This is a genomic window from Pseudacidovorax sp. (genome assembly GCF_017991995.1).
Taxonomy (GTDB): domain Bacteria; phylum Pseudomonadota; class Gammaproteobacteria; order Burkholderiales; family Burkholderiaceae_C; genus Xenophilus.
Genome location: NZ_JAGOPN010000013.1, coordinates 13636 through 40109 on the forward strand (window position 1 = coordinate 13636; position 26474 = coordinate 40109).

Here is a 26474-nt window from a genome sequence, read left to right on the forward strand (position 1 = left end):
GCGAGGTGCTCCCATGTCCCTGATCCAGATCCGCAAGCGCAGCCTGACCGTCGAGACCATCTACCACGAGGGCGGCCCGCCGGTCGACCGGCCGCTCAAGCTGGCGGCGGCATGCGCGGTCATCCGCAACCCCTATGCCGGCCGCTACGAGCCCGACCTGATGCCGTTCATGGCCGAGCTGCGCTCGCTGGGCACATTGCTCGCGACGGAGCTGGTGGAGACGCTGGGCCGCGACCAGGTGGAGGTCTACAGCAAGGCCGCCATCGTGGGCGTGAACGGCGAGATGGAGCACGGTGCCGTCTGGCATGAGGCCGGCGGCTGGGCCATGCGTGCGGTGCTGGGCGAGCCCAAGGCCATCGTGCCGGCGGCCAAGGCCGTGGCCGCCACCGGCTACCGCCTGATGGTGCCGCTGCACTACATCCACGCCGCCTACGTGCGCAGCCACTTCAACAGCATGGAGGTCGGCATCCAGGACGCACCGCGCCCGGACGAGATCCTGTTCGCCCTGGTCATGGGCACCGGCGGCCGGGTGCATGCCCGGCTCGGCGGCCTGACCAAGGAACAGGTCTCGGTCCACGACGGCCAGCGTTGAGTGCGGTGCCAGCAGCAGGAGCAAGACCCACGATGGCGACGACGATGAAAGCGATCCAGCTGCGGGTGCCTGGCGGCCCCGAGGTGCTGGAGCAGGTGGAACTGCCCGTGCCCGCCTGCGGGCCGGGCCAGGTGCTGGTGCGCGCGCGCGCCATCGGCGCGGGCGGGCCGGACGTGCTCATCCGCAAGGGCATCTACAAGTGGATGCCGCCCATGCCGGCCATTCCCGGCAACGAGATGGCCGGCGTGATCGAGGCGGTGGGCGAGGGCGTGCCGGCCGACCGGGTCGGCCAGCGCGTGTTCGTCAGCGCGCGCGAGCTGCCGCAGCGCGGTGGCTGCTATGCCGAATACATCGCCGTGCCGGCCGATGCGCCCTTCGTGCTGCCCGATGCGATCTCGGACAGCGAGGCCGTGAGCCTGGGCAATGTGCAGCTCGCGCAGGCCATGCTGCTGGGCACGCAGGGCGGTCTGCCCGTGCGTTCGATCCTCGTGCCCGGCGCCGCTGGCGGCGTGGCCACGGCGTTGACGCAACTGGCGGCGCACCATGGCATGACGGTGATCGGCACCGCCTCCACACCCGCCAAGCAGGCCCATGCACTGGCCCACGGCGTGACCACGCTGGTGGACGGCGATCCGGCGGGCCTGCCCGAGCGGGTGATGGCCGCCACCGGCGGGCGCGGTGTGGACCTGGCCTTCGACCACGTCGGCGACCGGCTGCTCATCGCCTGTATCCGCGCGCTGGCGCCCATGGGCACGGCCATCTCGTACAACATCGCGGGCGGCCCGCCGGCCGAGGATGTGTTCCAGACCCTGCGCTCGCTGCTCAGCCGCAGCCTGGCGGTGCGCACCTTCTCCATCCACACCTTCGACGCCGACCGCACGCAGCGACGCGCACTGATGGAGACCGCCATCGGCCTGATGCGCGACGGCGCCGTCAAGGCTTCGCCGACGACGAGCTATCCGCTCGCACAGGCGTGCGAGGTGCACGCGCTGCTCGACGCGGGGTCGGTGCAGGGCAAGCTCGTGCTCGTGCCCTGAGAACCTGCGTGGCCATCTCCGCACGGCTGCGGCTGCGCGAATGAAGGGATCTTGGCGCTCGTGTCCTGGCTGCCATCAAGCGTTCGCCGGCACCCCTGGAGGTGGCGCACCGCTTGTTCTAATCCGTCGCAGGGATCACCCGCAATGCGGCGCACATGGATGGTGGAGACGACGTTTGGAGAGAACGGCCGACCTGTTTCTGTTTCGACTGGCCAAACTGGCCTCGGTGAGCGGGCAGCCCCTGGTGCGGCTGTGCGAAGGCAAGTACGGCATCACCCGGCGCGAGTGGCGGCTGATCGTGGTCCTGAGCCAGGAGGGGCCACTGCTGTCCACGACGCTGGCGCGGCGTGCCAGCGTCGAGCCCGCGCGCACGTCGCGCACCGTCACGCAGTTGGTGGCGCGCGGCCTGGCCGAACGGATTCCGCGTCCGAACGACCGGCGCTGCATCGAGATCCACCTCACGCAGCGGGCGCGGGACATCTATGAGGACCTTTATCCGGTGGTGCAGGAGATCGAAGGCGCGCTGCTGGCAGGCCTTTCGGCGCAGGACCGCGCCGAGCTGGGGCGCCTGATGTCCATGCTGGAGTCCACCGCCGGCGCGCTGGTGCCGCCCGGGCAACTGCCGAAGGCGGATCGCCGCAAGTTCCATCGGAAGTAGGCAAGGGCGCGCAAACCCTAGGAATGGTTCATTTTTGCAATCATCTTGTCGTGACCTAGATTCGCCCGGCGCACACGGTGTGCCTGGGCCAGGGCTGCATCGAGAGCGTTGAAAACTTTGCCTGTCGGTGAGACGGGTGTGGAGACGACGATGAAACGACAGACGACGAGCCGGGCATTGGGTGCCCTGTTGGCAGGGCTGTGCATGGCGGGCGGCGCTGCGATGGCGCAGACATGGCCCACCAGGCCGGTGACGATCATGGTCGGCGTGCCGGCGGGGGGCGCGCTCGACCCCTTCGCCCGGGCCCTGGCCGATCAGCTCAACAAGACCACCGGTGGCACCTTCATCGTCGACAACCGGCCCGGCGCCAACGGCAATCTCAGTGCCGAGATGGCCCTGAAGGCCACCGACGGCAACACGCTGTGGATCGGCACGCAGTCCATGATGACCATCAACCCGGCGGCCTTTGCGCAGCTGCGGTGGAAGCCGTCCGATTTCGTCCCGGTCCTGAAGGCCGTCGAGGCTCCGCTGGTGCTGGTGACGAATCCCTCGGTCAAGGCGAAGAACTTCGCGGAGCTGGCGCAGTGGATCAAGGACCCGGCCAACAAGGCGTCCTATGCCTCGTTCAGCCCCGGCACGCCGTCGCACTTCCTCGGCTACCAACTCAACGAGAAGCTGAAGGCGAAGATGGTCCACATTCCATACAAGGGTTCGGCGCCGCAGATCACCGACATCCTGGGCGGCCAGGTTCCGTTCGGTTTCACCCAACTGGCATCGGCGACACCGCAGATCAAGGAAGGCAAGCTGCGGGCCATTGCGGTGACCGGGCCGAAGCGCTCGCGCTACCTGCCCGACGTGCCGACGCTGCAGGAGGTCGGCCAGGGCGACCTGACGACAACGATCTGGTTCGGCGTGTTCGTGCCGCGCAGCACCGATCCGAAGCTCGTGGAGCAGATCCGCAGCGCCGTGATGAAGGCGCACAAGGATCCGGCCTACCGCGCTCGCCTGGAAATGCTGAACTTCGACGTGCCCGACGTCTCGATCCCCGAATTCGAGAGCGAGATCGCCAGCGACACCGCCCGTTGGGCCGCGCTGGTCAAGGCGACCGGCTTCAAGGCAGCCGACTAGGACGGACGAGGTTCTTCCGTGGTTTGGCGCCCGGCGGGGCGCCATTTTTTTGCAGGGCCTGCGGCACCGCATTTGCCGGAAATCCGATACGTCGGATTTTCTTTGGACGCCGCAGAGATTGAACGAGATGCGTGCCAATGCGCTGCTTGCGCCGGGCATCGGGCGCAAAGGGGCACTCCGGTTCGATGCGTGCAGACTTGATCATGCGCCCCCACTTCTGCGCATCCGCTGCCTGGAAGCGCGCCAGGACTTGCGGGGTCGTTGTCCGCGGTTCGATCCTTCATTTCCATCACCGCACCATGCGTTTGCAGTCCGACCCAGCTCCTGCTTCCCGCGCGCCCGCAACGTTCCCGCGGCCTGACGCCAGGGAGATCCTCGCCACCGGCTCCGGCTCCGGCTCCGGCTCCGCTGGCGCGGACTTCTGCCTCGCTCCGCTGCTGTTCGGGAACTGGCGTGGGCATGGTGGCCGGTCCGGGACTGGCGGGCGCGTTGGTCGGCCACAGTCTCACGTTGCCGCTGCTCGTCATGACGGCGCTGCCGGTGGTGGCGATGGTGGTGCTTTGGCGCTGATCCTCGCTCAACTGCTGGTGCGCCGACTGCGTTGGCCTCCGCCGCGGTGTCGAGCTGCCAAACCAGTTGTGGGTCAGCGACTTCACCTATGTCCCGACCTGGCAAGGCTGGTTGTACGTGGCCTTCGACATCCCGCCGGCCGAGGCCGAAGCAAACCACTACCGGCAACTCGCCTGTCAGGCCACCACCGTGGCGGGGTGACAGAAGCCAAACAGCCGCCACGGAAACCGGGCCGATTCAATTTCTTTGGATGGCCTGCCCAGAGGGACTCGAACCCCCGACCTGCTGCTTAGAAGGCAGCTGCTCTATCCAGTTGAGCTATGGGCAGTGAAGAAGGGCTGCGTACAGGCCGGCACAAGGTCTGGACGAGTGGCCGTAGGCGGCACGGTTTCGCAGGTGAGCGCGAAGCCGCGCATTCTAGTGGCAGGGGCCTCGTTCCACGATGACCGCTCGCGGCGCTGCTCGCGCTCTCCGGAGGACCGCATGGCGTCGCTTATGCCATCCGCAGGGCGATCAGCACCACCAGACAGACGGCAAGCACGGCCAGGATGGTCTTGCCGATGCGGTCTGCCCTACGCCGAGCCGCGTACTGCTTGTGGTCCATGACGCAAATGTCCTCTCGCGATGTGACAGGGGTCTGACGCCGCATGGGGCGCAGCGGGCGGGTTGACCGTCCAAGCCGCAAGGCAGGCGGCTGAAGCGATCTTTGTGCCAGCCGCCGCCGGGCTCGTCCGCCCCCCTGCGGGATTGGCCGCAAAGACAAGCGCCCCAGCAAACCACGCGGATTTTAGTGACACAATTTGTCACGATCTCTAAGTTCTTCGTACTTCGAGGGTTTTGCGCGCATCCAGCCGCTGCGGCCGTGGCGGCCTTGCCACGCGGCGCAGTGCTTCCGCAAAAGCAAGGACGACAGGCGGGCGCTGCAGGTCCTCTTGCCGCATGAACAGCCCGAAGGAGGGCAGCGGTACGCGGGGCGTGACCTCCACGCGGTGCACGCCGCCACGCGCCAGTTCGTCGGTGGCGTGCTCGCGGCGAACAGCGCACAGCAGGGTGGGATCGGCTCGCAGCAGCGCCCCGATGGTCACGGAGGACATGACCTCGATCACGGGTGTCGGCGGCGCCGCGGCCTCATTGAGAAAGGCGGTCATGAAGGCCTGACGCACCAGCGTGTCGCGCGGAGGCACCATCCATGGCGCATCCCGCAGGTCGGTCCAGCGCAGGCGTCCCTTATCGGGGCGAGGCAGGGCCCCCGCCGTCAGCACGTGCAGTTCGTCCTCCAGCATGAGCACGGGCTCCAGCCTCGGCATGATGTCGGCGGCCAACAGCTCGGGCGTGACTGCGCCGAACACACAGTCGAGTTCACCCGCCAGCAGCCGCTGGATCAGCTCGTGCACGCGTCCTTCGCGAATCTGCACGACAGTGCCGGGCACCTGGCGGCGCAGCTCGGCCACCGCGGCGGGCACGGCAGCCGTCACCGACGGCGCGCCGACGCGCAGCAGAGCCACAGCGCCGCTTTTCAGTGCGGCCACCTCCTCGGTCGCGCGTTCCAGTTCATGGAGCACCGCCCGCGCGCGGTAGGCGGCGCTCGCGCCCAGCGCATTGGGCTGCATGCCCTGGTGGCTTCGCTCGAAGAGGCGGGCGTCGAAGCAGGCTTCGATCTCGCCCAGCATCTTGCTCAGCGCCGGCTGGCTCAGGTGCAGGCGGGCGGCCGCCCCGCGCATGGTGGCGGTCTCGCTCAGCGCGACCAGCAGTTCGAGGTGGCGCAGACGCAGCTTGCGCACGAGGTGGTCGGTCCGGCTGTCCATGGGGGTGGTCGGCGATAGCGCCTGGTGATCACGACCTCACGATTATTGAATTTTCAAGAATGGCCGCCGCCGGTAACTTCGCGGTCCATGAGCTTCCAAGAGACCGAGACAGTCCGCGCCGCCACGCCGCTCGATGGCGTGCGTGTGATCGACATGGGCCAGTACATCGCCGGACCCGGTGCCGCCATGGTGCTGGCGGAACTGGGCGCCCAGGTCATCAAGATCGAGCCGCTGGCCGGCGACCAGGCGCGCCACATCGGGCGCTACGGCGAATCGATGCTGCGCGCCTATAGCCGCGGCAAGCAGTCCATCGCGCTGGACCTCAAGCGCGAGGAGGGCCGCGCCGTGGCCTGGCGGCTGATCGGCGCCAGCGACGTGCTGGTGCAGAACCTGCGCCCAGGCGCCGTGGAGGCGCTGGGTTTCGGCCCCGACGCGGTGCGTGCCCGCCATCCGCGTCTGGTCTACCTGTCGATCTCCGGCTTCGGCATGCAGGGGCCGTCGCGCGGACGGCCCGGCTACGACATCGCGGCCCAGGCCGAAAGCGGCCTGATGTCCGTCACCGGCGAGCCCGACCGGCTGCCGCAGAAGGTGGGCGTGCCCATCGTCGATGCGGCGGCGGCGCATCTGGGCGCGCAGGCCGTGCTGGCCGCGCTCTATGGGCGGGAGCGCAGCGGGCAGGGCGCCACGGTGCGCACCTCGCTGCTGGAAGTGGCGCTGCACCTGCAGGCCACCACCTGGAGCGACTACCTGGGCGGCGCGCCCGAGCCCACGCGCATCGGCGACGGCCAGCCCCACAACGCGCCGGCCGCCGAGGTGGTGCCCACGCGCGACGGCCACATCGTGCTCTCGGCCTATGCCGACGAGCACTGGGCGCGCTTCTGCCGCGTGGTGGGTCGCGAGGCGCTCGTCGACGACCCGCGCTTCTGCAGCAATGCGCAGCGGGTGCGCCATCGCGCCGAACTGCGCACCGTGCTGCGCGAGTGCCTGTCCGCCTTCAGCAGCGAGGAATGCGTGGCCCTGCTCAGCCGCAACCAGATCGTGGTGGGCGCCGTGCGCAGCTACGGCCAGGTGCTGCAGAGCGCCGACGTGCAGGCCAGCGGCATGCTGGTCGAGGCGGTGGCCGCCGATGGCAGCCGCTACACCACGCTGGCCTTGCCCTACACGCTGGACGACGCCCCGCGCGCCGCCCCGCCCGCGGCGCCGGCCGTGGGCGCCGACACCGAGGCCGTGCTGGCCGACCTCGGCTTCTCGCCCGAGCAGATCGACGCCCTGCGCCGCGACGGCGTCGTCGGTGGGTGCCGCAAGAACAACGAGACGGAGACGACCCGATGAGCCCTGACACCCACCTTGTCCATCCGGATGCCGCCGAGCAGGCGGTGATCCAGACCCTGCCGCTGTTCGAGATGATGCGCATGCGTGCCGCCACCACCGCCCGGCGTCATCCGCAGAATGGATTCGCGGCGCCCGAGCGCGACTCGCACTGGCGCTGGGTCAACCAGTTCACCCACACCCACCGCCGGCTCGGTCCGCAGGACAAGGAGGTGGTCAGCCCCAACAACGACACCGTCTACAGCAATGCCTGGCTGGACCTGTCCGAGGGGCCGGTGCTGATCGAATCGCCGGACATGGGCGATCGCTACTGGACGCTGGGCCTGCTCGATGCCTGGACCAATCCCTTCGCCTACGTGGGCCGCCGCACCACCGGCAACCGGCCGCAGCGTACGCTGGTGCACGGCCCGGGCTGGCAGGGCACGGTGCCGCCGGAGGTGACGCAGGTCATTGCCGCCCCGGGCCACGACGTCTGGCTCATCGGCCGCATCCTGGTGGAGGACGACGGACCGGATGCGCAGCAGGTGCAGCGCCTGCAGGCCGCGCTGCGCATGCAGCGGCTGGACGGCAGCGACGCCGCGATGCGTGTCGACACGGGCATCGACGGCCGCGACATCCGCGTACCCGACGCCACCACTTACCGGCGCGTGGTGGATGCCGCGCTGGCCGGCAACCCGCCGCCGGAGGGCGAGACATTGGCCTGGCCACCCGCGTGCGAGGCCCTGGCCGCCGCGCTGCCGGCGGTGTACGAGCACCTGCGCACCGCCGGCCAGCCGCACGACCTGGGCGGCGGCTGGGCCATCCCGGTGATGGTGCGCACGCACTGGGGCGACGACTGGCTCACCCGCGCCCGCATCGCGCGCAACTTCATCGGCGCGCTGGGCATGGACGAGGCGATGTACCCCACCGCCGAGGTGGACGCCGACGGCTCCGTGCTCGATGGCGCCCACCGCTACGAGCTGCGCTTCGCCCCTGGCTGCGGGCCGCAGGTCGGCGCGTTCTGGTCGCTCACCATGTACCGCCGCAGCGACTGCCTCTTCGTGGCCAACCCCATCGACCGCTATTCCATCGGCGACCGCACGCCGGGCTTGGTGCATGGCCCCGACGGCAGCCTGGCGATCCGCCTTCAGGCCGAGGACCCCGGCCCGGGGTTCAATTGGCTGCCGGCGCCGGCCGGCGAGCCCTTCTACGTGGTGCTGCGCCTCTACCAGCCGCAGGAGGCGCACCTGGCACTGCGCTTCGACTACCCGCCGATCCGGCGGCTCTGAGCGACCCGACGACAAAGCAAGAACGGAGACAACGACATGAGCAAGAACCTTCCCCGCCGCCACTTCCTGGCCACCGCCGCTGCCGGCCTGGCGCTGCCGTGGTCGCTCGATGCCGCTGCGGCCGATGCCTGGCCCGTGCGGGCCATCCGGCTCGTCTCGCCCTACGGCGCGGGCGGTTCCAACGACATCCTCACGCGGGTGCTGGCCGACTTTCTCGGCCGCCGCCTCGGACAGAGCGTGGTGGTCGAGAACAAGGCGGGCGCCGGCACGCGCATCGCCAACGACTACGTGGCCAAGGCCGCGCCCGACGGCTACACGCTGCTGCATGCCGCCGCGCCCATCGCCATCGGCGAGGCGCTCTACAAGGACCTGCCCTACGACGTGCACAAAAGCTTCGCCGCCATCGGCAGCACGGCCATCGCGCCGCTCTTCCTGGTGGTGAATGCGCAGGCGCCGTACAAGACGCTGGCGGAGTTTGTGCAGTACGCCAAGTCCAATCCCAAGGGCGCGACCTTCGGCTCACCGGGGGCGGGCTCGGCGCCGCACCTCACGGCCGAACTGCTGCTGCGCGCGGCCGGCGCCAAGGGCATCGTGGTGCAGTACCGCGGCGATGCGCCGGCCTACACCGAGCTGCTGGCCGGGCGCATCGATGCCACGCTCACCGCCATCTCCACCGCGGTGCCGCACATCCAGGCCGGCAAGCTGCGCGTGCTGGGCGTGGCCAACGAGACGCGCACGCCGCTCTACCCCGACGCGCCCACGCTGCGCGAGCAGGGCCTGGCGCAGGTGGTGGGCTATGGCTGGTACGGCCTGCTGGCGCCGGCCGGAACGCCGGCGCCGGTGGTCGAGCGGCTCAATGCCGAGATCAATGCGGCCATCGCCGACGCCGATGTGCGGCGCAAAGCCGAGGCTGCCGGGCTGGAACTGCGCGGCGGCACGGCCGAGGCCTTCAGCGCCTTCATCGGAACCGAGACGCGCAAGTGGGCGCAGATCATCAAGGCCGCCAACATCACGGCCGAATCATGAGCCGCGTCATTCTTGGGGCCGGGCCGCTGGCCCGCGTGCTGCGCCTGGCGAGCGTCGTGGCGACCATCATCGGCCTGGCCGCCTGTGCCGGCCCGGGCGCGGGCTCGGGCGCGAACGCCCTACGGCGCGACACCACCTTCGGCCCGGTCGCCGGGCGCGATGACGCCACGCAGAACGGCACGTGGCGCTGGACGGGCGTGCCGTATGCGCAGCCGCCCATCGGCCCGCTGCGCTGGCGCGCGCCGCAGGCGCCGCAGCCGTGGACCGCGGTGCGCGACGCCACCCACTTCGCCCCGGCCTGCGTCCAGACGCAACGGCTGTACGGTCCCGGTCTGAACAACCGCTACGACGAGACCGTGGGCACCGCCCTCGGCCGCACCGTGGGGTCGGAGGACTGCCTCTACCTCAACATCTGGACGCCTGCCTCCCGTCCGGTAGCGCCGCGGCCGGTGATCGTCTTCGTCCACGGCGGCAGCAACATCAGCGGCTACACCGCCGACCCGGTCTATGACGGGGCGGCGCTGGCGCGCTCGCAGGACGCCGTGGTCGTCAGCGTCAACTACCGGCTCGGCATCTTCGGCTTCCTCGATGCGGCGTCGCTAAAGACCGGCCAGCGCGAGGAGGACTCGGGCAACTTCGCCCTGCTGGACATCACCCGTGCGCTGGAGTTCGTGGCCGGGAACATCGCGGTCTTTGGCGGCGATCCCGACCGCGTGACGCTCATGGGCCAATCCGCGGGCGCGGTCAACGTCGATGCGCTGCTGGTCTCGCCGATGCTGGTGGCGCGCGAGCGGCCGCTGTTCCACCGCGTGGCCGCGCTGAGTGGCGGGCTGTCCACGGCGGCGACGCTGCCGCGCGGTGCCATCGCCGGCGTGCTGCCCCGGACCGTCTGGGCAGCGCGCGCAGAGGCCTTGATGCTCGAAGGTCTGGTGGCGGGCGGCCATGCGGCGAACGAAGCGCAGGCCCGTCAGCTCGCACGCGATGCTGCTCCGGCCCAGCTGGCCGCCTGGCTGCGCGCCATGCCGGCCGACACGCTGCTCGATCTGGTCCGCACGCGACTCGCCGCCCGCGGCATGGCTGCCTCCAATCCCATTCCCGACGGCTGGGTGCTGCCCCCGGACCCGATCGCCGCGGTGCGCGCCGGCCGCTATGTGGAGGTGCCGGTGCTGGCAGGGCATGCGCGCGACGAGACCAAGCTCTTTCCCCAGCTCTTCGCGCTGCGGCCGGACCTGGGCGGCACCAGCGGCCGGCTGCTGGACGATGCGGCCGTCTTTGCGCTGGCCTACCGCTACGACCCCGACGGGTCGCCGCAGACCCGCATCGAGCAATGGATTCCACCCGCGTACCTGCCCACCGATGCGCCGCGCACCGGCTTCGACGCCCGCGCGGCCGAGCTCGACCGGCTGTGGTTCACGGCCATCCGCGACGACATGATGAATGCGCTGCACAGCCGACAGCGCGAGCTCTGGGCCTACGAATTCGAATGGGACGAGTTGCCCGCGCCCTTCGACCGTATCTTCGGTGCGGCCCATGCCTTCGACCTGCCTTTCGTCTTCGGCAACTTCGGCCCTTCGCTCTTCGCCAACATCTCGTTCAGCCGCGCCAACGCGCCAGGGCGGCTGGCGCTGTCGCAGGCCATGATGGCGAGCCTGGGCGCCTTCGCGCGCAGCGGCAACCCCAACGATCCGTCGCTGGGCAAAGCCTGGCCGCAGTGGCCGGGGCGACTGGTCTTCGACGCCACGGCCACGGACAAGGCCATCGGCGTGCGATGAGCGTCTGCCGTCGGCGCAACGCGCCGCGGCGCGTGCACGTCAGCCCCGCGGCCGGTAGAGCTGGAAACCCAGCCCCGTCGAGCGCACCGTGGTCTCTCCCTCGGTCAGCGCCACGGTGCCGATGCAGCCGTTGCCAGCCGCCTCGCGGCTGAATTCGGCGATGGTGCGCAGTCGCGCGGCGGGGGCGCCGGCCTGGCTGATCGCGGCTTCGAGTTCGGCGGCACCGCGCGCTGCGATCGCACGGGCCAGCGCCGCTTTGAGCGCGGCAGGGTCGAGCGCCCGCACGAAGCTCACGGGGCCGCCTGCATCCAGCGGCTGCGCGAACACGGCGGGATCGCTGGCCAGGTGGCCCAGGCCCAGCACCTGCAGCACGGCCTGCAACTGGCGCGGCGTGTTCGCGCCGATGGCGAGCCATCCGTCCTCGGCCTGGAAGAAGTCGGCCGCGGGGCTGCCCGAGTAGCCCTGGTTGCCCACGCGCGGCGGCACGCTGCCGGTGGTGAGCGCGTCACAGGCCAGCGGGTACATGAGCTGCAGCGCCGCGCCGGCCATGGAGACGTCGACCAGCGCGCCGCGGCCGTTGCGCTCGCGCTCCCGCAGCGCACTCAGGATGGCCAGTGCGGCCAGCAGGCCGGTCGCCGAGTCGACGACGGGAAAGCCGGTCTTGACGGGCGGATCGCCCTCGGCGCCGGCCATCCAGGCCATGCCGCTCGCTGCCTGGATGACATGGTCGTAGGCCGGGCGGGCGCGCCATTCCTCCGCACCCCGGCCATAGCCGGAGATGGTGCAGTACAGCAGGCCCGGATGCTGCGCCTGCAGGGCCGCATAGCCCAGGCCGAAGCCTTCGAGCACGCCGGGCCGCAGGTTGTCGACCACCACGTCGCTGGCCAGCGCCAGCGCCTCGGCCTGGTGCCGGCCTTCCTCGCTGCGCAGGTCCAGCCGAAGGTGGTGCTTGCCGGCGTTGAGGGCCAGGAACTTGTCGCCGCCCTGGCCGGCCCGGCGCATCACGTCGCCGTCCAGGCTCTCGACCTTGGTGACCTGCGCGCCCAACTGCGCCAGCAGGAAGGTGGCAAAGGGGCCGGCGATGACATGCGAGAAGTCCAGGATGCGCACCCCGGCAAGCGGGGCGAAGTCGGTCACGGGCGCGAGCGATGCGGGGGAGGGCATGGTGGCGGTGCTCATGGAAGGCTGATGCGGTTGCGGGCGATGAGCGTGCGGTAGCGCACGGTCTCGCGCTCGACGAAGCGGCTGAATTCGGCGGGCGACTCGGACACGCTGGGCACCGTGCCGTCGCGTGCGTAGGCGGCGCGCAGGCCTGCGTCCTGCATGGCCGCGCGCACGGCGCCGAACAGGCGCTGCACCAGCGCATCGGGCAGGCCCGGCGGCCCCCAGATGCCCGACCACGACACCAGGTCCAGGTCCTGCCGTCGCAGCGCCTCGTTGAGCGTGGGCACCTGTGGCAGGGCCGGGTCGCGCTCGCCGGCCGTGACGGCCAGGGCGCGCAGCTTGCCGTCACGCACCTGGGGCAGGGCGGTGGAGATGACGGGGAAGGCGAACTGCGCATCGCCGCGGATCAGCGCCAGCCCGATCTCCACCGAGCCGCGATAGGGCACATGGGTGGCCTGCACGTCGGCCGCCGACAGGAAGGCCGCCGCGAAGAGATGGGCTGCGCTGCCGATGCCGCCCGAGGCGTAGTTCAGCCGGCCGGGATCGCGCCGTGCGGCCTCCAGCAGGTCGTCCACGCTGCGCAGCGGCGAATCGGCGCCCACCACCAGCAGGCAGGCGCTGGTGCCGGTGCGGCAGATGTGGCTGAAGGCCTGGGGATCGAACTTGACCGAGGGCTGAAGCAGCTTCTGCGTGACGTGGGTGGAGCTGCCCAGCAGCAGGGTGTAGCCATCGGGCGGCTGCTGGTTCACGTACTCGGCCGCCAGGATGCCGCCAGCGCCCACCTTGTTCTCCAGCACCATCGCCTGGCCGAGTTGCTTGCCCAGCACGGGGCCGAGCAGGCGGGCCTGGATGTCGGGGCCACCGCCCGCGGCGTAGGGCACGATGAGCCGCACGGGCCGTTCGGGGTAGCGCGCCGTCGCCTCGGGCGCGGCCGCCAGGGCACCGCGACCGGCGGCCAGGCCCAGGGCGCCGAGCAGCAGCCGGCGTCGACGCAGGTTCGTCTCGTTCATTGCTGTTGTCTCCGTCGTTCGATACGCCGATTCTGGAATCGCGGGCCATGCCACACAATTATTGGTTTCGAAAGAAGCCATCACCGATCGATATGGCCCAGACAGGATCCGAGCCCGCTTCCACCGCCCGCGATGAGGAGCGCCGTGCCCGGCGCATGGACCGCCTGCGCGTGCGGCACCTGCGGCTGCTGCACTGGGTGGCCGAGACCGGCTCGCTGAGCGCAGCGGCCGAACGCCTGCAGGTGAGCCAGCCCGGCGCCACCAAGATGCTGCAGGAGATCGAGGCCGCGCTGGGCGTCGGCCTGATCGAGCGCAGCGCCCGTGGCGCCCGGCTGAGTCCCGCCGGCCGCGTGGCGCTGGACCGGCTGCGTGTGGCGCTCGGCGCGCTCGATGCCGCGGCAGGCGCGGACGCGGCGCTGGCGACGCCGGTGCTGCGCATGGGCATCCTGCCGCTGGTCGCCGTGGCCGTGCTGCCCGCGGTCACGGCCCACGTCGATGCAGCCGGGCAACTGCCCCGGCTGGTGCTGCGCGAGGCCAACGTGGACCAGCTCATGCGCCTGCTGCGCGACGGTGAGGTCGACTGCGTGATCGGCCGCCTCGAAGCCGGCGAGGACGCCCCGGGCGACCTGCAGATCGAGCGGCTGTGGGAAGAGCGCATGGCCATCGCGGCCGCGCCCGGCCATCCGCTGGTCGGCCGCCGGCGGCACACCCTGGCGACGCTGCAGGCCGAGCGCTGGATCCTGCCGCCGCCGGCCACCAACACGCGGCGCAACGTCGAGCGCTGGTTCCTGGAGAGTGGCCTGCAGCCGCCGGCGGCGGCGGTGGAGTCGACCTCCTTCCACACCAGCCTGACGCTGGCCGGCGCCGGCCGGTTGCTGGCCGTGGCGCCGCAGACGGCCGTCGAGCACTACCAGGCACGCGGCGTGGTGAAGGCTCTGCTGCTGCAGCGGCCCCTGCCGTCGGGCCCCATGTTCTTCATCACGCGCGCCGAGCTGGCGTCACTGCCACAGGTCGTCCAATGGCGCGCCGCGTTGGTCGGCCATGTCCGGCAGGCGGCGGCGGGCGCATAAGCGACGATCCGCACTCCGTTTTTTGACCTTCCCTGGGGCGACATCGCTTGGACTCCCTCACCCAGATCGTTCTCGGCGCCTCGGTCGCCGCCGTGGCCGTGCCGGCCCGCGACCGGCGCGTGGCCCTCGTCGCCGGTGCCGTGCTCGGCACCTTGCCCGACCTCGATGGCCTGGTCCTGTCCGGGATGGGCGTCGATGCCGTGACCAACGTCACCTGGCATCGCGGCCCTTCGCACTCGCTGCCGGTGCTGCTCGTCGCCGGCTGGCTGATCTGGCTGCTGGCGCGGCGCTGGAGCGCACGGGTACGCGAGGCGCCGCGTGGCTGGCTCGTCGGCATCTGGCTGGCCTTGATCACGCATCCGCTGCTCGATGCCTTCACCGTCTACGGCACGCAGCTGTGGTGGCCTTCGCCGACGCCGCCTGTGATGGGCGGCAGCGTGTTCATCATCGATCCGCTCTACACCCTGCCCTTGCTCATTGCCGTGATCGTGGCCGCGGTGGCGGGGCCGCGTCCACGCGGCCGGCGATGGCTGTCTGGCGCGCTGGTGCTCAGCAGCCTGTACCTGGGCTGGAGCCTCGTCGCGCAGCAGTGGGTGGACCGCATCGCGGCACGCGCGCTGGCGGCCCAGGGTTTGCGGAACGCGCCACGGCTGGTCGTGGCGTCGCCGCTCAACACGCTGCTGTGGCGCGTGGTGGTCATGACGCCCGATGGCTTCCTGGAGGGCGAGCGTTCGCTGGTGGCCGACAGCGGGGCCATGCACTTCACGCCCCACGCCAGCGAGGTGCAGGCGCTGGAGGCCTTGTCGCAGGAGCGCGCCGTGGCGCGGCTGCGCTGGTTCACCCATGGCTTCATGAAGGCGGCACGGGACGGAGACGACCTGATCGTGTCGGACCTGCGCATGGGCGCGGAACCCGACTACAGCTTCAATTACCGCGTGGCGCGCCGGGAGGCGGGCGCCTGGCAGCCAGTGCCGGTGGTGCTGCAGAACGGCATCCGTGACGCGCGCGGGATGCTCGGGCGCACCTGGGCGCGCATCTGGGCGTCGCCAGGCTGACCCATGCGGGCGGCGCGTCTGCCCCGTTTGAAACGGGCGTCGCCCCCGTTCAGCTCAAGCGCGGGATCGGGTGGACCGGCCGCGCGTCTGTGGTGCGCCGACAGCGGAGGTCCAGGGTGACAGCACCGCCGTGATGCATTCGGCGAATGCCGTGAGCACGTCGCTTTCTTCCCGGCCTGCCTTGGTGATCTCGAAGAAGTCGACGGGCACCACCGGCTGCCGCAGTGCATGCAGCGCGACGCGATAGCGCGCCGCGGCGCCAGCCACGAAGGAGGGCAGCACGGCCGCCCCGCGGCCGGCCTCGACCATCGCCAGCAGCGTGTGCAGGTGATTGAAGCTCTGCACGAATTGGCCGGGTTCGCCGCTGTCGCGCAGAGAGGCCTCCACCTGCTGCTGGATGGGGTTGGTGGGCGGCAAGCCCAGCAGCCCGTGACGAGGAGCTTCCTTCCAGCGCAATGGGGCAGCTTCCGTCGGTGACTCGTCCGCCGGCAGGATCAGCAGCAGCTGCGCATCGAGCAGCTTGCGTCGGCGCACCGCCCGCGAGGTGGTGAGGAAGGCGCCAAAGCCGGCATCGAGCACCCCGCTCTGCACCCGTTCGTAGATCAACGCGCGGTCCAGGTCCTGTACCTCCACCTCGACGTTCGGATGGGCCTGCGCGAAGACCGCGCAGGCCTGCGGCAGCACCGACGAGGCAATGACCGGCGTGGCACCCACCGACAGCCGACGCTTCTGCGTGGCTGTGATGCGGCCCAGGGATGCAGCGGCATCGTCCAGCTCCCTCAGCACGCGCGTGGCCGTGGGCAGGAAGGCCATGCCCTGCGCCGTGAGGGCCACGCTGCGCGTGGTGCGCTCGAAGAGGCGGCAGTCCAGCTGGGCCTCCAGCTCTCGGAGCATCGCGCTCAGCCCCGGCTGGGTGACGTGCAACTGCTCGGCCGCGCGGGTGAAGCTCTGCACCCGCGCGGCGGCCACAAAGGCCCGCAACTGCCGAGCCGAAAGGTTCATGGCCCGACTTTTCTTTGATAAAGATCAGTCATCAATTGATTTTATTTCTGACTTTTACTTTGCTGGCCATGCCGCTTCCAATCGGGCATCGGACCGGCGGGATGTGCCGGTCGCCCCTTCAGGAGACAGACCCATGACTTCCCTTGTGCGCCGCGCCCTCGCGGCCTCGCTGATGGCCTTGCCCGTTGTGTCGGCGCTGGCCCAGGCTCCCTATCCCTCCCGCGCCATCACCATCGTCGTGCCTTTCCCGGCGGGCGGTCCCACCGACGCCAGTGCCCGGGTGTACGGCAAGGCGCTGGGCGAGACACTGGGCCAGCCGGTGATCATCGACAACCGTGCGGGGGCCGCCGGCACCGTCGGCAGCGCCTTCGTCGCTCGCGCGCCTGCCGACGGCTACACGCTGCTGTGGGGCGGCACCAGCACGCTTGCCGTGGCGCCGGGCCTCTACAAGAACCTGCGCTACGACGCCCAGTCCTTCGTGCCCATCGGCATGGCCCTGCGCGGCCCGATGATGCTGGCGGCTTCGCCGGCCAGCGGCATCGCCTCGCTGGCCGACCTGCCCCGCAAGGCACGTGACGGACGCCTGACCGTGGGCACGGCCGGCACGGGGTCCATCGGTCACCTCTCGACCGAGCTGTATGCCGACGTCGCCGGCATCAAGCTGACCCACGTGCCTTACCGCGGTGGCAGCCCGGCGATCACCGATGCCATCGGTGGACAGGTGGACCTGGTGTTCGACACCGCGGCTGCATTGCAGCCCTTCGTCAAGACGGGAAAGCTGCGCGCCCTTGGTGTGGGCGGCACCCAGCCTTACGCGCCGCTGCCGCAGACGCCGACGCTGCAGTCCGCCCTCGGCAAGCCGTATGAGGCCTACTCCTGGTTCGGCCTGGTGGCGCCCAAGGAAACGCCGCCTGCCGTGCTGGAGACGCTGCGCAAGGCCATGGCGCAGGTATCGCGCACGGCCGAGATCCGGCAGGTATTGAGCGATCAGGGCGTGGAGCCCGGCGTGGATGGGCCCGAGGCCTTCGGCCAGGTCATCGCCACCGATGCCGCGAAGTGGGCGCGCATCATCCAGCAGGCCGGTGTCACGGGAGAGTGAGCGATGCCTGACCCGATCCTCATCGCAGGCGCCGGCCTCGGCGGCCTGACCGCTGCGCTGGCGCTTCTGCGTCGCGGCCATGCCGTGCGCGTCTTCGAGCAGGCCGCGCAGCTTGGCGAGGTGGGCGCGGGCCTGCAGCTGAGCGCCAACGCCACCCGCGCGCTGCATCTGCTGGGCCTGGCCGAGCCGCTGGCCCGCGTGGCGGCCGAGCCGGTGGGCAAGGAGATCCGACTTTGGAGCACCGGCCAGACCTGGAAGCTCTTCGACCTGGGCGACGCGTCGGTGGCGGAATACGGCCATCCCTACTACACGCTCTACCGGCCCGACCTACATCGGGTGCTGGTGGAGGCGATCCGCGCCCTCGCGCCCGACGCGCTCTGCCTGGGCGCGCGTTGCGAGCGCTTTGTCCAGACTGCCGACGGCGTGACGCTCACGCTGGCCGATGGCTCGGAGCACCGCGGGCGTGTGTTGATCGGCGCCGATGGCGTGCACTCGGCCGTGCGCCGCCAGCTCTTCGGCGACGGGCCCGCCGTCTATTCGGGCTGCATGGCCTGGCGCGGCGTGATCCCGATCGGCCGCCTGCCGGTCGAACTGGTGCGCCCGGTCGGTACGAACTGGGTCGGGCCCGGGCGCCATGTCATCCACTACCCCCTGCGCGGCGGCCAGCTGATGAACTTCGTTGGCATCGTCGAGACCGACCGCTGGGTGGCCGAATCGTGGACGCAGCGCGGCACGCATGCCGAATGCCATGCCGACTTCGAGGGCTGGCATGACGATGTGCATGCGCTGATCCGCCACATCGACGTGCCGTACCGCTGGGCGCTGATGGCGCGGCCCGCCCTTGCGCGCTGGACGCAGGACAGGGTGACGCTGCTGGGTGATGCGGCGCATCCCACGCTGCCCTTTCTGGCGCAGGGCGCCGCCATGGCCATCGAGGACGGCTTCGTGCTGGGTCGTGCACTGGCCGAAATCGACGACGCGCCTGAAGCGCTGGGTCGCTACGAAGCCGCACGCCTGGACCGGACGACCCGCATCGTGGAGAAGTCGACCGAGAACGGACGCCGCTTCCACAACCCCGAACTGGCCAGTGCCTCTGGCGCGGCCGCCTACGTGGACCGCGAGTGGCGACCGGAGCGCGTGCACGAGCGCTACCACTGGCTGTTCGAGTACCGGGTGGACGAGGTTGTGCTGTAGCCGCGGGCGGTGGAGTTGGCGAAGCACGGCCATGCAGAATGGCCGCCGTGTACCTGCTCAAGACCTTCGGACTCTTCGTGCTCACGGCCCTGGCCGAGATCGTGGGCTGCTATCTGCCCTGGCTGTGGCTGCGTCAGGGCCGCTCGGCCTGGCTGCTGCTGCCGGCTGCGGCCAGCCTTGCGCTCTTCGCCTGGTTGTTGACCCTGCATCCCACCGGCAGTGGCCGCGTGTATGCGGCCTATGGCGGCGTGTATGTGGGCGTGGCGATCCTGTGGCTCTGGCGGGTGGATGGCGTCGCGCCCACCGCCTATGACCTGTCCGGCGTCGCGCTGTGCCTGGCCGGCATGGCGGTGATCATGTTCGGCCCGCGCGCCTGAGGGCTTCGGCCGCCACGCTGGGCGGCACCGCGATCGGCATGTCCAGCAGCATCTGCGCCATGCCCTTGCCCAGCGGGTCCATGCGCATGGACGAAGGGCCGCCGCCGTCGAGGGCATCGTGGATCAGCAGGTTCATCGCATCCGTGCCGGGCAGGTGGTAGCGCGTGACGTGCCCGGCGGGCAGGTGCCTGAACCAGGCCTCCACCACCGCCGGCTGCAGCGCCTGCCACAGCAGCGGCAGCCACTGCGGCCGGCGCGCCACCACGCCGATGTTGGACAGGTTGCCCTTGTCGCCGCTGCGCGCCCAGGCCAGGTCGATCAGGCGCACCGTCTCGGTGGCGGGCTCCTCGGTTTTCCAGTCGGCTGGGGCGGGCAGGGCAGGCACGGGCGAGGCCTGCGCGCCGGCAGGAATGGCCACTGCATGTCGCACGCAGTCGAGCACGAAACCCGGCTTCACCGCGCCCTTGTCCAGCAGGAAGGCGAAGGGCTTGACCAGCGGCGACACCGCCGGCCGCCCGCCGCCGGGGCTGGTGGTGCCCGGCGACCATGACGTGCCGGAAGGCGCGATCTCGCGCGCGAACATGGCCAGGGCCGCCTTCTGAGGATGGTTGGCCACCACGCGCATCATCACCTCGCGCGCCTGGCGGGTGCGGGCGTGCGGGCCGTAGAGCGTCTCAGCGCCGATGACTTCGATGTAGGTGGACGTGAAGGGCGGCAGGCCCTGGACCTGCAGGATCTCGCCGGTGCGCTCGAGGATGGCCTCGGCCGTGCGCCGCGCCTTCTTCTCGGCGTCGAGGCCGATGATCACCATGCTGCCCGCGCAGCGGAAGCCGTCCAGCTGCGTGGCCGACACCTTGTAATGGGGCGTCGGCGCGCGTCCCTTGGCCGGGCTTACGTGCACGCGGTTCTCGCCCTGCTGGGTGACACGCACTTCGCGGAAGTCGCAGCTCACCTCGGGCAGCAGGTAGGCGCCCGGGTCACCGATCTCGTAGAGCAACTGCTCCACCACGCCTGCGCGGATCACCTTGCCGCCGGTGCCCTCCGGCTTGGTGACGACGAAGCTGCCGTCGGCGTGGCATTCCACGATGGGGTAGCCGATGTGCGCCCAGTCCGGGATGTCCTCCCAGTCGGTGTGCAGGCCGCCGGTGGCCTGGCAGCCGCATTCGATGATGTGGCCGGCCAGGCTGCCCGACGCGAGCAGGTCGTGCTGAGTGGCCGTCCAGCCGAACTCATGCATCAGCGGGCCCAGGGTGACGGCGCTGTCCACGCAGCGGCCGGTGATGACCACCTCGGCACCGGCGGCCAGCGCCGCGGCGATGGGCGTGGCGCCGAGGTACGCATTGGCGCTCAGCACCTTCTCAGGCAGGGCCTCGCCGGTGAACATGTCGCGCACGCCCTCGGCACGCAGGCCGGGCATCAGGCCGCTCACGTCATCGCCCTCGACCACTGCAATGCGCAGCGAGATGCCCTGGGCCTCGGCCACGGCCTTCAGCGCCGCGGCGCAGCCGTGCGGGTTGATGCCGCCCGCATTGCTGACCACCTTGATGCCCTGGCGCTTGACCTCGGCCAGCACGGGCTTCATGGCGATGTCGACGAAGTCGGTGGCGTAGCCCAGCTCGGGGTTCTTGGCCCGGGCCGCGGCCAGGATGGCCATGGTGGTCTCGGCCAGGTAGTCGAAGACCAGGTAGTCGAGCCGGCCGCCCTTCACGAGCTGCGGCGCGGCCACCATGCTGTCGCCCCAGAAGCCCGAGGCGCCGCCGATGCGGACCGTGCGGGAGGCGTTGTTCGGCGTGTCTGTCATGCGCGTTTCCTCTGAAGCGGTCAGCGTAGCGAGGTGGCCGGTGCCGGGCTTGCGCCAACTCGCTGTCTCGGCCGGGCGCTCCATCCGCTCGTGTGGCGGCATTGGCGCAGCCAGTTCGCACAAGACCGGTCGCGTTTCTGACGCTAGCCTTGCAGCGACATCGGGAGACCTGCATGGACCTGCTCGAAGCGCCGCCGCTTCCCTTCCATTTCACGCCGGAGCATGAGCAGTTCCGCGCGAGCTTGCGCGACTTCATCGCCCGCGAGGTCACGCCCCATGTGCACGAGTGGGACGAGGCGGAGACCTTTCCGCGTGCGCTCTATGCCCGCATGGCCGAGCTTGGCGTGCAGGGCCTGGGCTACCCCGAGGCCTATGGCGGCACCCCCGCTGACCTGTTCTACCAGCTGATCGTGGCCGAGGAATTCGCGCGCTGCGGCGGGGGCGGGGTGCAGGCCTCGCTCAACTCGCACAGCATTGCGCTGCCCCCCGTGCTCAAGGCCGGCAGCGAAGCGCTGCGCCAGCGGGTGATTCCACCTGTGCTGGCGGGCCAGAAGATCGCGGCCCTGGCCATCACCGAGCCCTCCGGCGGCTCGGACGTGGCCAGCCTGCGCACGACGGCCGTGCGCGACGGCGACCACTACATCGTCAACGGCGAGAAGACCTTCATCACCTCCGGCGTGAGGGCGGACTTCATCACCACGGCGGTGCGCACCGACCCGACGGCCAAGGGCGCGGGCGGCATCTCGCTGCTGGTGATCGATGGCGACACGCCCGGCCTGACGCGCACGCCGCTCAAGAAGATGGGCTGGTGGAGCTCCGACACCGCGCACCTGCGCTTCGACCAGTGCCGGGTGCCGGTGGCGCATCGGGTGGGCGAAGAGAACCAGGGCTTCAAGCTGGTGATGAACAACTTCAACAGCGAGCGCCTGTTCATGGCGGTGCTGGCCTGTGGCTACGCCGAGGTCTGCATGCAGGAGGCGCTGGACTGGACGCGCCAGCGCAGCGTGGGCGGCAGCGTGCTGTCGCAACGGCAGGTGGTGCGTCACAAGCTGATGGACATGGCCATGCGCATCGATGCCACGCGTGCGCTGCTCTACGACCTGACCTACCGCATCGAACACCAGTTGGCGCAGCCGGCCCAGCTGGTGGCCCGCGTCTGCCTGGCCAAGGTGCAGGCCACGCAGACGATGCAGTTCTGCGCCGACCAGGCGGTCCAGCTGCTGGGCGGCATGGGCTTCATGCGCGGCACGAAGAGCGAGCGCATCTACCGCGAGGTCAAGGTCATGATGATCGGCGGCGGTGCCGAGGAAGTGATGAAGGACCTGGCTGCGCGGCAACTGGGCATCTGAACGCGACGAACCGACAAGACGACGACCACGATGAACGACACCATCGACGACCTGCGCGCCGAGTACGCCGAACTGGCCGGGCTGGTGCGCGGCCTGAGCCCCGAACAGTGGCGCCTGCGCAGCGACTTCTACGGCTGGACGCCGTGGGACGAGATCGCGCACCTGCTGTACTTCGACGAGACGGCGCTCCTGGCAGCGACCGACGCCGAGGCCTTCGCACGGGATACCGCTGCGCTGACGGCTCAGTTGGCGGCTGGCCGTGAGATCAGTGCCATCGCCCGCGAGAAGTACGGCCATCTCGATGGCGCGGCCTTGCTGGCGCACTGGGAGCCGGTGTCCGCGCAACTGACCGACGCCCTGGCTGCGCTGGACCCGAAGGCCCGGCTGCCCTGGTACGGCCCCAGCATGAGCGCGCGCTCCTTCGCCACTGCGCGGCTGATGGAGACCTGGGCCCATGGCCAGGACGTGTGGGACGTGGTGCGGCGTCGCCGCCCGGCCGGTACGCGGCTTCGCCACATCGCGCACATCGGCGTGACCACCTTCGGCTGGAGCTTCGTCAACCGCGGCCTGCCCGTGCCGGCGGTGGTGCCGTACGTGGAACTGCAGACGCCACCCGGCGGCGCAGAAAGCGAGGGTGCCTGGACCTGGGGCGATCCGGCCTCGTCCGAGTGGGTGCGCGGCACGGCCGAGGACTTTTGCCTGCTGGTGACGCAGCGCCGCAATGTCGCCGACACGGCGCTGCGCTACAGCGACGGCGCCGCGCGCGAATGGCTGCAGATCGCCCAGTGCTTTGCCGGCGAGCCGGCCAGCGCGCCGCCGCCCGGCGTGCGCCGCGTGGACTACCTCGACCCCGTCGCTTGAACGGCCTGCCGATCACGCTGGACCTGCAGCCGCACATCGACGCGGCGCTGGCGGCCTTGCGTACGGGGCAGGGCGCGCAGGCGCTGTCGGACCATGCCTTCTCCAACCTGTACCTGTTCCGCGAGGCCCATGCGTACCGCTTCGTGCCCGGCGAGTGGCCGGGCGTGGTGGGTCGTACCTACGACGGTGCCGGGCACTTCATGCCGCTCTTCGACATCGGTACGGCGCCGCTGGCGGTGCTGGATGCGTTGATCGAGAGGCATGGCTGTCTCTATCCGGTGGCCGAGCATCAGACCCAGGTCTTGCCGGCCGGACGCTTCGTGTGGAGCGCCAACGAAGACGATGCGGACTACCTCTACGCGGCCGAGTCCTTCCGCGACTATGCGGGGCGGGCCCTGGCCAAGAAGCGCAACCTGGTGCGGCAGTTCCTGGCCCATCATGTGCCCGAGGCCGTGCCCTTCGGTCCAGCGGTCGAAGCGGCAGCGCGCGAGGTGCTTGCGGGCTGGATGGTCCAGAAGGGCAAGGGCGCCGGCGAGGCCGACGAGCACGCGTGCCTGGAGGCCATCGCGCATGCCGGACGCTTCGGCCTCGAAGGCTTCGTGTACTTCGTCCAATCGCAGCCGGTGGCCTTCGTGCTCGCGCAGGCGCTGGAGCCGGGCGTGTTCGCCATCCGGTTCGCCAAGGGGCTGGACAGCCATGTGGGCATCTACCCGTTCATGTTCCAGCACTTCTGCCGGTCGTTCGCGCGTCCGGTGCTTTGGTTGAACTTCGAGCAGGACATGGGCAATCCCGGGTTCCGGCGGAGCAAGCGGTCGTACGCGCCGCAGGCCTTGCTGGCGAAGTGGCGGGTGTCGCGGGTTGGGTGATTGGCGTTTGATGTCGGCCGGCCGTTCGTTTGTTCCGATGGTTCGCTTCTAGCGGTGGACTGGTCCCGGCGATGGTCCGGTTGTGGGCGGTGGTTCGGCCCTGGCGCCGGTGAGGGCGTGTCGGCGCTTCAAGTGGGGCGGTCGGCGCTGCGCGCCGACTCCCCTCCGGTGCTCGGGCAGACGGGCCGCGGCAGAACTCGCTACGCGCTTCGCGCTGCGCTCAAACAACTGCCGCGAGTCAGTTCACGAAGCGGGCCTGTCCTTCGGCAGGCCCGCAGCCCGTCTGCCCTGCGCTCCTCGGCGCCCCACAGGCGCGCCGCCACGCCCTCACCGGCACCAGGGCCTGCGTTGCGGGTAAACGGCCGGCCTTGACTCCTTCTCCCGCTGGCGGAAGGCAGGGGTGGGGCAGTGCACCGCAGTCGTTCCGTTCGCCACTGCACTGATCTCGCCAGTGCCGACACGCCGTCTCCCGCGCGTCGGGGCCGGGGCCTGGGGGCCGCGGGCGATCTCTGAAAAAGTATGAGCCCGCGGCCCCCAGGCCCCGGCCCCGGCGCGCGCGCCCCGGACCATCGTGCACAAGGGCCGCAGCCGCCCCAAGCGACGTGCAACTCGGACCATCGAGCACGACGCTCGTGCCATGAATCACGCCTGCGCACCTGGGCCTCCAAATGTGGTGATCCGGCACGACGCCGCCCTCCGCACACAGCCACTTCGCGCAAGACCCGGCAAGCCTCACTGCCTAAGCTGACCCCCATCCCACACGGCAGGCGTTCGCAGCACCGCAGACGCCCGCATCAGAAGCACCTCATGGCCATCATCGAGTCGACCATCTCCCCCGGCAGCGATGCCTTCGAAGCCAACCGCGCCGGCATGCTCGCCCTCATCGAGCGCGTGCGCACCTACCAGCAACGCAGCATCGCCACCTCCGCCAAATCCCGCGAGCGCTTCGAGAAGCGCGGCCAACTGCTCCCGCGCGAGCGCCTGGCCCTGCTGCTCGACCCCGGCACGCCCTTCCTCGAGATCGGCGCCCTGGCCGGCCTGGGCCTCGACCACCCCGATCTTGACCGCAGCGTCCCCGGCGGCGGCGTCATCGGCGGCATCGGCTGGGTCAGCGGCGTGCGCGTCATGGTCAATGCCTCCGACTCCGGCATCGACGCCGGCGCCCTGCAGCCCATGGGCATCCCCAAACAATTGCGCATGCAGGAGCTGGCGCTGGAGAACAAGCTGCCCTACGTGCAGCTCGTGGAGTCGGCCGGCGCCAACCTCATGACCTACAAGGTCGAGGAATTCGTCACCGGCGGCAGCCTGTTCCGCAACATCGCGCGCATCTCCGCGGCCGGCCTGCCGGTGGTCACCGTCACGCATGGCTCGTCCACCGCGGGCGGGGCCTACCAGACGGGCCTGTCCGACTACATCATCATGGTGCGAGGCCGCTCCCGGGCTTTCCTGGCCGGGCCGCCGCTGCTCAAGGCGGCCACCGGCGAGATCGCGACCGAGGAGGAACTGGGCGGCGCGCTCATGCACACCAGCATCTCGGGCCTCGGCGACTACCTGGCCGAGGACGACCGCGACGCCATCCGCCTGGCCCGCGAGATCCTGGCCAACATCGACTGGCAGCGCAGCATGCCGGTCGAGCCCCTGCGCCCCTTCAAGCCGCCACGCCATGACGCGGAGGAACTGCTGGGCATCATGCCCATGGACCACAAGCGGCCCGTGGACATGAAGCAGGTCATCGCGCGCATCGCCGACGACTCCGACTTCCTCGAATTCGGCCAGAACTACGGCGGCGCCACCGTCGTCGGCCACATCAAGATCGAAGGCATGCCGCTGGGCATCGTCACCAACAACGGGCCCATCGACCCGGCCGGCGCGGCCAAGGCCACGCACTTCATCCAGGCCTGCTGCCAGTCGCGCACGCCCATCCTCTACCTCAACAACACGACCGGCTTCATGGTGGGGCGCGCCTACGAGGAGGCCGGCATCATCAAGCACGGCTCCAAGATGATCCAGGCCGTGACCAATGCGACGGTGCCGCAGATCACGATCTACTGCGGTGCCTCCTTCGGGGCCGGCAACTACGGCATGTGCGGCCGCGGTTTCCACCCGCGCTTCTGCTTCAGCTGGCCCAATGCCAAGACGGCGGTGATGGGCGGCGAGCAGGCCGCGCAGACCATGGTCAACGTGACCGAGGCCGCCATGAAGCGCAAGGGCGGCGAGGTGGACCACGCCAAGCTGGCCGAGCTGGAGCGCCGCATCGTCGAGCGCTTCGACAGCCAGATGAGCGTGTTCACCACCAGCGCGCACCTGCTGGACGACGGCGTGATCGACCCGCGCGACACCCGCGCCGTGCTGGCCAATGTGCTGGCCATCTGCCGCGATGCCGAACAGCGGCAGCCGCAGGCCATGCAGTTCTCGGTTGCAAGACCTTGATCCACCCCCAG

At 70.3% G+C, this 26474-nt stretch carries 24 protein-coding genes and 1 tRNA gene; 18 read left to right on the top strand and 7 right to left on the bottom strand.

All coding sequences use genetic code 11. From position 1 onward, the window contains the following. The first annotated feature begins 13 nt into the window (after positions 1 to 13). From KBC94_RS17615 to KBC94_RS17630, 4 genes are all read left to right on the top strand, one after another. Positions 14 to 592, top strand: coding sequence for an amino acid synthesis family protein (locus KBC94_RS17615; RefSeq protein WP_294372959.1), 579 nt, complete (start codon positions 14 to 16; stop codon positions 590 to 592). A 44-nt stretch (positions 593 to 636) separates the two neighbouring features. Continuing rightward, positions 637 to 1629 (top strand): zinc-dependent alcohol dehydrogenase family protein, encoded by a 993-nt coding sequence (locus tag KBC94_RS17620; protein WP_294372961.1) that lies wholly within the window; start codon positions 637 to 639, stop codon positions 1627 to 1629. Between the two features lie 226 nt (positions 1630 to 1855). Beyond that, the gene (locus tag KBC94_RS17625) at positions 1856 to 2287 is read left to right on the top strand and encodes a MarR family transcriptional regulator (RefSeq protein WP_294372963.1); all 432 of its coding nucleotides are present in this window, start codon (positions 1856 to 1858) and stop codon (positions 2285 to 2287) included. Positions 2288 to 2437: 150 nt separating this feature from the next. After that, positions 2438 to 3415 (top strand): tripartite tricarboxylate transporter substrate binding protein, encoded by a 978-nt coding sequence (locus KBC94_RS17630; RefSeq protein WP_294372965.1) that lies wholly within the window; start codon positions 2438 to 2440, stop codon positions 3413 to 3415. Here KBC94_RS17630 and KBC94_RS17635 read toward each other — a convergent pair. Next, positions 3399 to 3620, bottom strand: a complete 222-nt coding sequence (locus KBC94_RS17635; protein ID WP_294372966.1) for a hypothetical protein — start codon at positions 3618 to 3620, stop codon at positions 3399 to 3401. The genes KBC94_RS17630 and KBC94_RS17635 overlap by 17 nt on opposite strands. 431 nt (positions 3621 to 4051) lie before the next feature. Here KBC94_RS17635 and KBC94_RS17640 point away from each other — a divergent pair, with 431 nt between their 5' ends. After that, the gene (locus KBC94_RS17640; RefSeq protein WP_294372968.1) at positions 4052 to 4186 is read left to right on the top strand and encodes a hypothetical protein; all 135 of its coding nucleotides are present in this window, start codon (positions 4052 to 4054) and stop codon (positions 4184 to 4186) included. 50 nt (positions 4187 to 4236) lie between these two features. On the opposite strand, the gene KBC94_RS17645 is transcribed toward KBC94_RS17640, so the two are convergent. Together KBC94_RS17645 and KBC94_RS17650 are read right to left on the bottom strand one after the other, a co-directional pair. Next, positions 4237 to 4313 (bottom strand) — tRNA-Arg (locus KBC94_RS17645). A 484-nt stretch (positions 4314 to 4797) separates the two neighbouring features. Beyond that, on the bottom strand, positions 4798 to 5790 hold the full coding sequence (locus tag KBC94_RS17650) for a LysR substrate-binding domain-containing protein (RefSeq protein ID WP_294372970.1): 993 nt from the start codon (positions 5788 to 5790) through the stop codon (positions 4798 to 4800). 87 nt (positions 5791 to 5877) lie between these two features. Between KBC94_RS17650 and KBC94_RS17655 the strand changes: the two genes are divergently transcribed. Genes KBC94_RS17655 through KBC94_RS17670 form a run of 4 tightly spaced genes read left to right on the top strand, consistent with a single transcriptional unit; the run spans position 5878 to position 11185 of the window. Continuing rightward, entirely contained in the window at positions 5878 to 7122 is a 1245-nt protein-coding gene (locus KBC94_RS17655; protein ID WP_294372972.1) for a CoA transferase, read from the top strand. Further along, positions 7119 to 8387, top strand: a complete 1269-nt coding sequence (locus tag KBC94_RS17660; protein ID WP_294372974.1) for a DUF1254 domain-containing protein — start codon at positions 7119 to 7121, stop codon at positions 8385 to 8387. Before KBC94_RS17655 ends, KBC94_RS17660 begins: the two co-directional genes overlap by 4 nt. 36 nt (positions 8388 to 8423) lie before the next feature. Further along, complete coding sequence (locus KBC94_RS17665) at positions 8424 to 9413, top strand: tripartite tricarboxylate transporter substrate binding protein (protein WP_294372976.1); 990 nt, start codon at positions 8424 to 8426, stop codon at positions 9411 to 9413. After that, entirely contained in the window at positions 9410 to 11185 is a 1776-nt protein-coding gene (locus KBC94_RS17670; protein ID WP_294372978.1) for a carboxylesterase family protein, read from the top strand. The genes KBC94_RS17665 and KBC94_RS17670 overlap by 4 nt, the downstream gene beginning before the upstream one ends. 39 nt (positions 11186 to 11224) lie before the next feature. On the opposite strand, the gene KBC94_RS17675 is transcribed toward KBC94_RS17670, so the two are convergent. After that, a complete protein-coding gene (locus tag KBC94_RS17675) occupies positions 11225 to 12364 on the bottom strand; it encodes a CoA transferase (protein WP_294372980.1) in 1140 nt (379 codons plus the stop codon). Further along, entirely contained in the window at positions 12361 to 13359 is a 999-nt protein-coding gene (locus KBC94_RS17680) for a tripartite tricarboxylate transporter substrate-binding protein (protein ID WP_294372982.1), read from the bottom strand. Before KBC94_RS17680 ends, KBC94_RS17675 begins: the two co-directional genes overlap by 4 nt. Positions 13360 to 13451: 92 nt before the next feature. Here KBC94_RS17680 and KBC94_RS17685 point away from each other — a divergent pair, with 92 nt between their 5' ends. Next, positions 13452 to 14429: a LysR substrate-binding domain-containing protein gene (locus KBC94_RS17685; RefSeq protein WP_294372984.1), complete on the top strand. Its 978-nt coding sequence runs from the start codon at positions 13452 to 13454 to the stop codon at positions 14427 to 14429. 47 nt (positions 14430 to 14476) lie between these two features. Then, positions 14477 to 15484, top strand: a complete 1008-nt coding sequence (locus KBC94_RS17690) for a metal-dependent hydrolase (protein ID WP_294372987.1) — start codon at positions 14477 to 14479, stop codon at positions 15482 to 15484. Between the two features lie 54 nt (positions 15485 to 15538). On the opposite strand, the gene KBC94_RS17695 is transcribed toward KBC94_RS17690, so the two are convergent. After that, positions 15539 to 16486, bottom strand: a complete 948-nt coding sequence (locus KBC94_RS17695; RefSeq protein ID WP_294372989.1) for a LysR family transcriptional regulator — start codon at positions 16484 to 16486, stop codon at positions 15539 to 15541. Positions 16487 to 16619: 133 nt separating this feature from the next. Between KBC94_RS17695 and KBC94_RS17700 the strand changes: the two genes are divergently transcribed. Genes KBC94_RS17700 through KBC94_RS17710 form a run of 3 tightly spaced genes read left to right on the top strand, consistent with a single transcriptional unit; the run spans position 16620 to position 19156 of the window. Next, complete coding sequence (locus tag KBC94_RS17700; protein ID WP_294372990.1) at positions 16620 to 17585, top strand: tripartite tricarboxylate transporter substrate binding protein; 966 nt, start codon at positions 16620 to 16622, stop codon at positions 17583 to 17585. 3 nt (positions 17586 to 17588) lie between these two features. After that, complete coding sequence (locus tag KBC94_RS17705) at positions 17589 to 18779, top strand: FAD-dependent monooxygenase (RefSeq protein ID WP_294372992.1); 1191 nt, start codon at positions 17589 to 17591, stop codon at positions 18777 to 18779. A gap of 38 nt (positions 18780 to 18817) precedes the next feature. Further along, positions 18818 to 19156 (top strand): YnfA family protein, encoded by a 339-nt coding sequence (locus KBC94_RS17710; protein WP_294372994.1) that lies wholly within the window; start codon positions 18818 to 18820, stop codon positions 19154 to 19156. On the opposite strand, the gene KBC94_RS17715 is transcribed toward KBC94_RS17710, so the two are convergent. Beyond that, positions 19134 to 20957, bottom strand: a complete 1824-nt coding sequence (locus tag KBC94_RS17715; RefSeq protein ID WP_294372996.1) for an acyclic terpene utilization AtuA family protein — start codon at positions 20955 to 20957, stop codon at positions 19134 to 19136. The genes KBC94_RS17710 and KBC94_RS17715 overlap by 23 nt on opposite strands. 173 nt (positions 20958 to 21130) lie before the next feature. Between KBC94_RS17715 and KBC94_RS17720 the strand changes: the two genes are divergently transcribed. The 4 genes from KBC94_RS17720 to KBC94_RS17735 all read left to right on the top strand — a co-directional run bounded on the left by KBC94_RS17720 (position 21131) and on the right by KBC94_RS17735 (position 26463). After that, positions 21131 to 22306, top strand: a complete 1176-nt coding sequence (locus tag KBC94_RS17720) for an acyl-CoA dehydrogenase family protein (RefSeq protein WP_294372997.1) — start codon at positions 21131 to 21133, stop codon at positions 22304 to 22306. Positions 22307 to 22336: 30 nt separating this feature from the next. Then, a complete protein-coding gene (locus tag KBC94_RS17725; protein WP_294372999.1) occupies positions 22337 to 23167 on the top strand; it encodes a TIGR03084 family metal-binding protein in 831 nt (276 codons plus the stop codon). After that, on the top strand, positions 23164 to 24033 hold the full coding sequence (locus KBC94_RS17730) for a phosphatidylglycerol lysyltransferase domain-containing protein (RefSeq protein ID WP_294373002.1): 870 nt from the start codon (positions 23164 to 23166) through the stop codon (positions 24031 to 24033). The genes KBC94_RS17725 and KBC94_RS17730 overlap by 4 nt, the downstream gene beginning before the upstream one ends. Positions 24034 to 24840: 807 nt before the next feature. Then, positions 24841 to 26463, top strand: coding sequence for a carboxyl transferase domain-containing protein (locus KBC94_RS17735; protein WP_294373004.1), 1623 nt, complete (start codon positions 24841 to 24843; stop codon positions 26461 to 26463). Positions 26464 to 26474 lie beyond the last annotated feature (11 nt).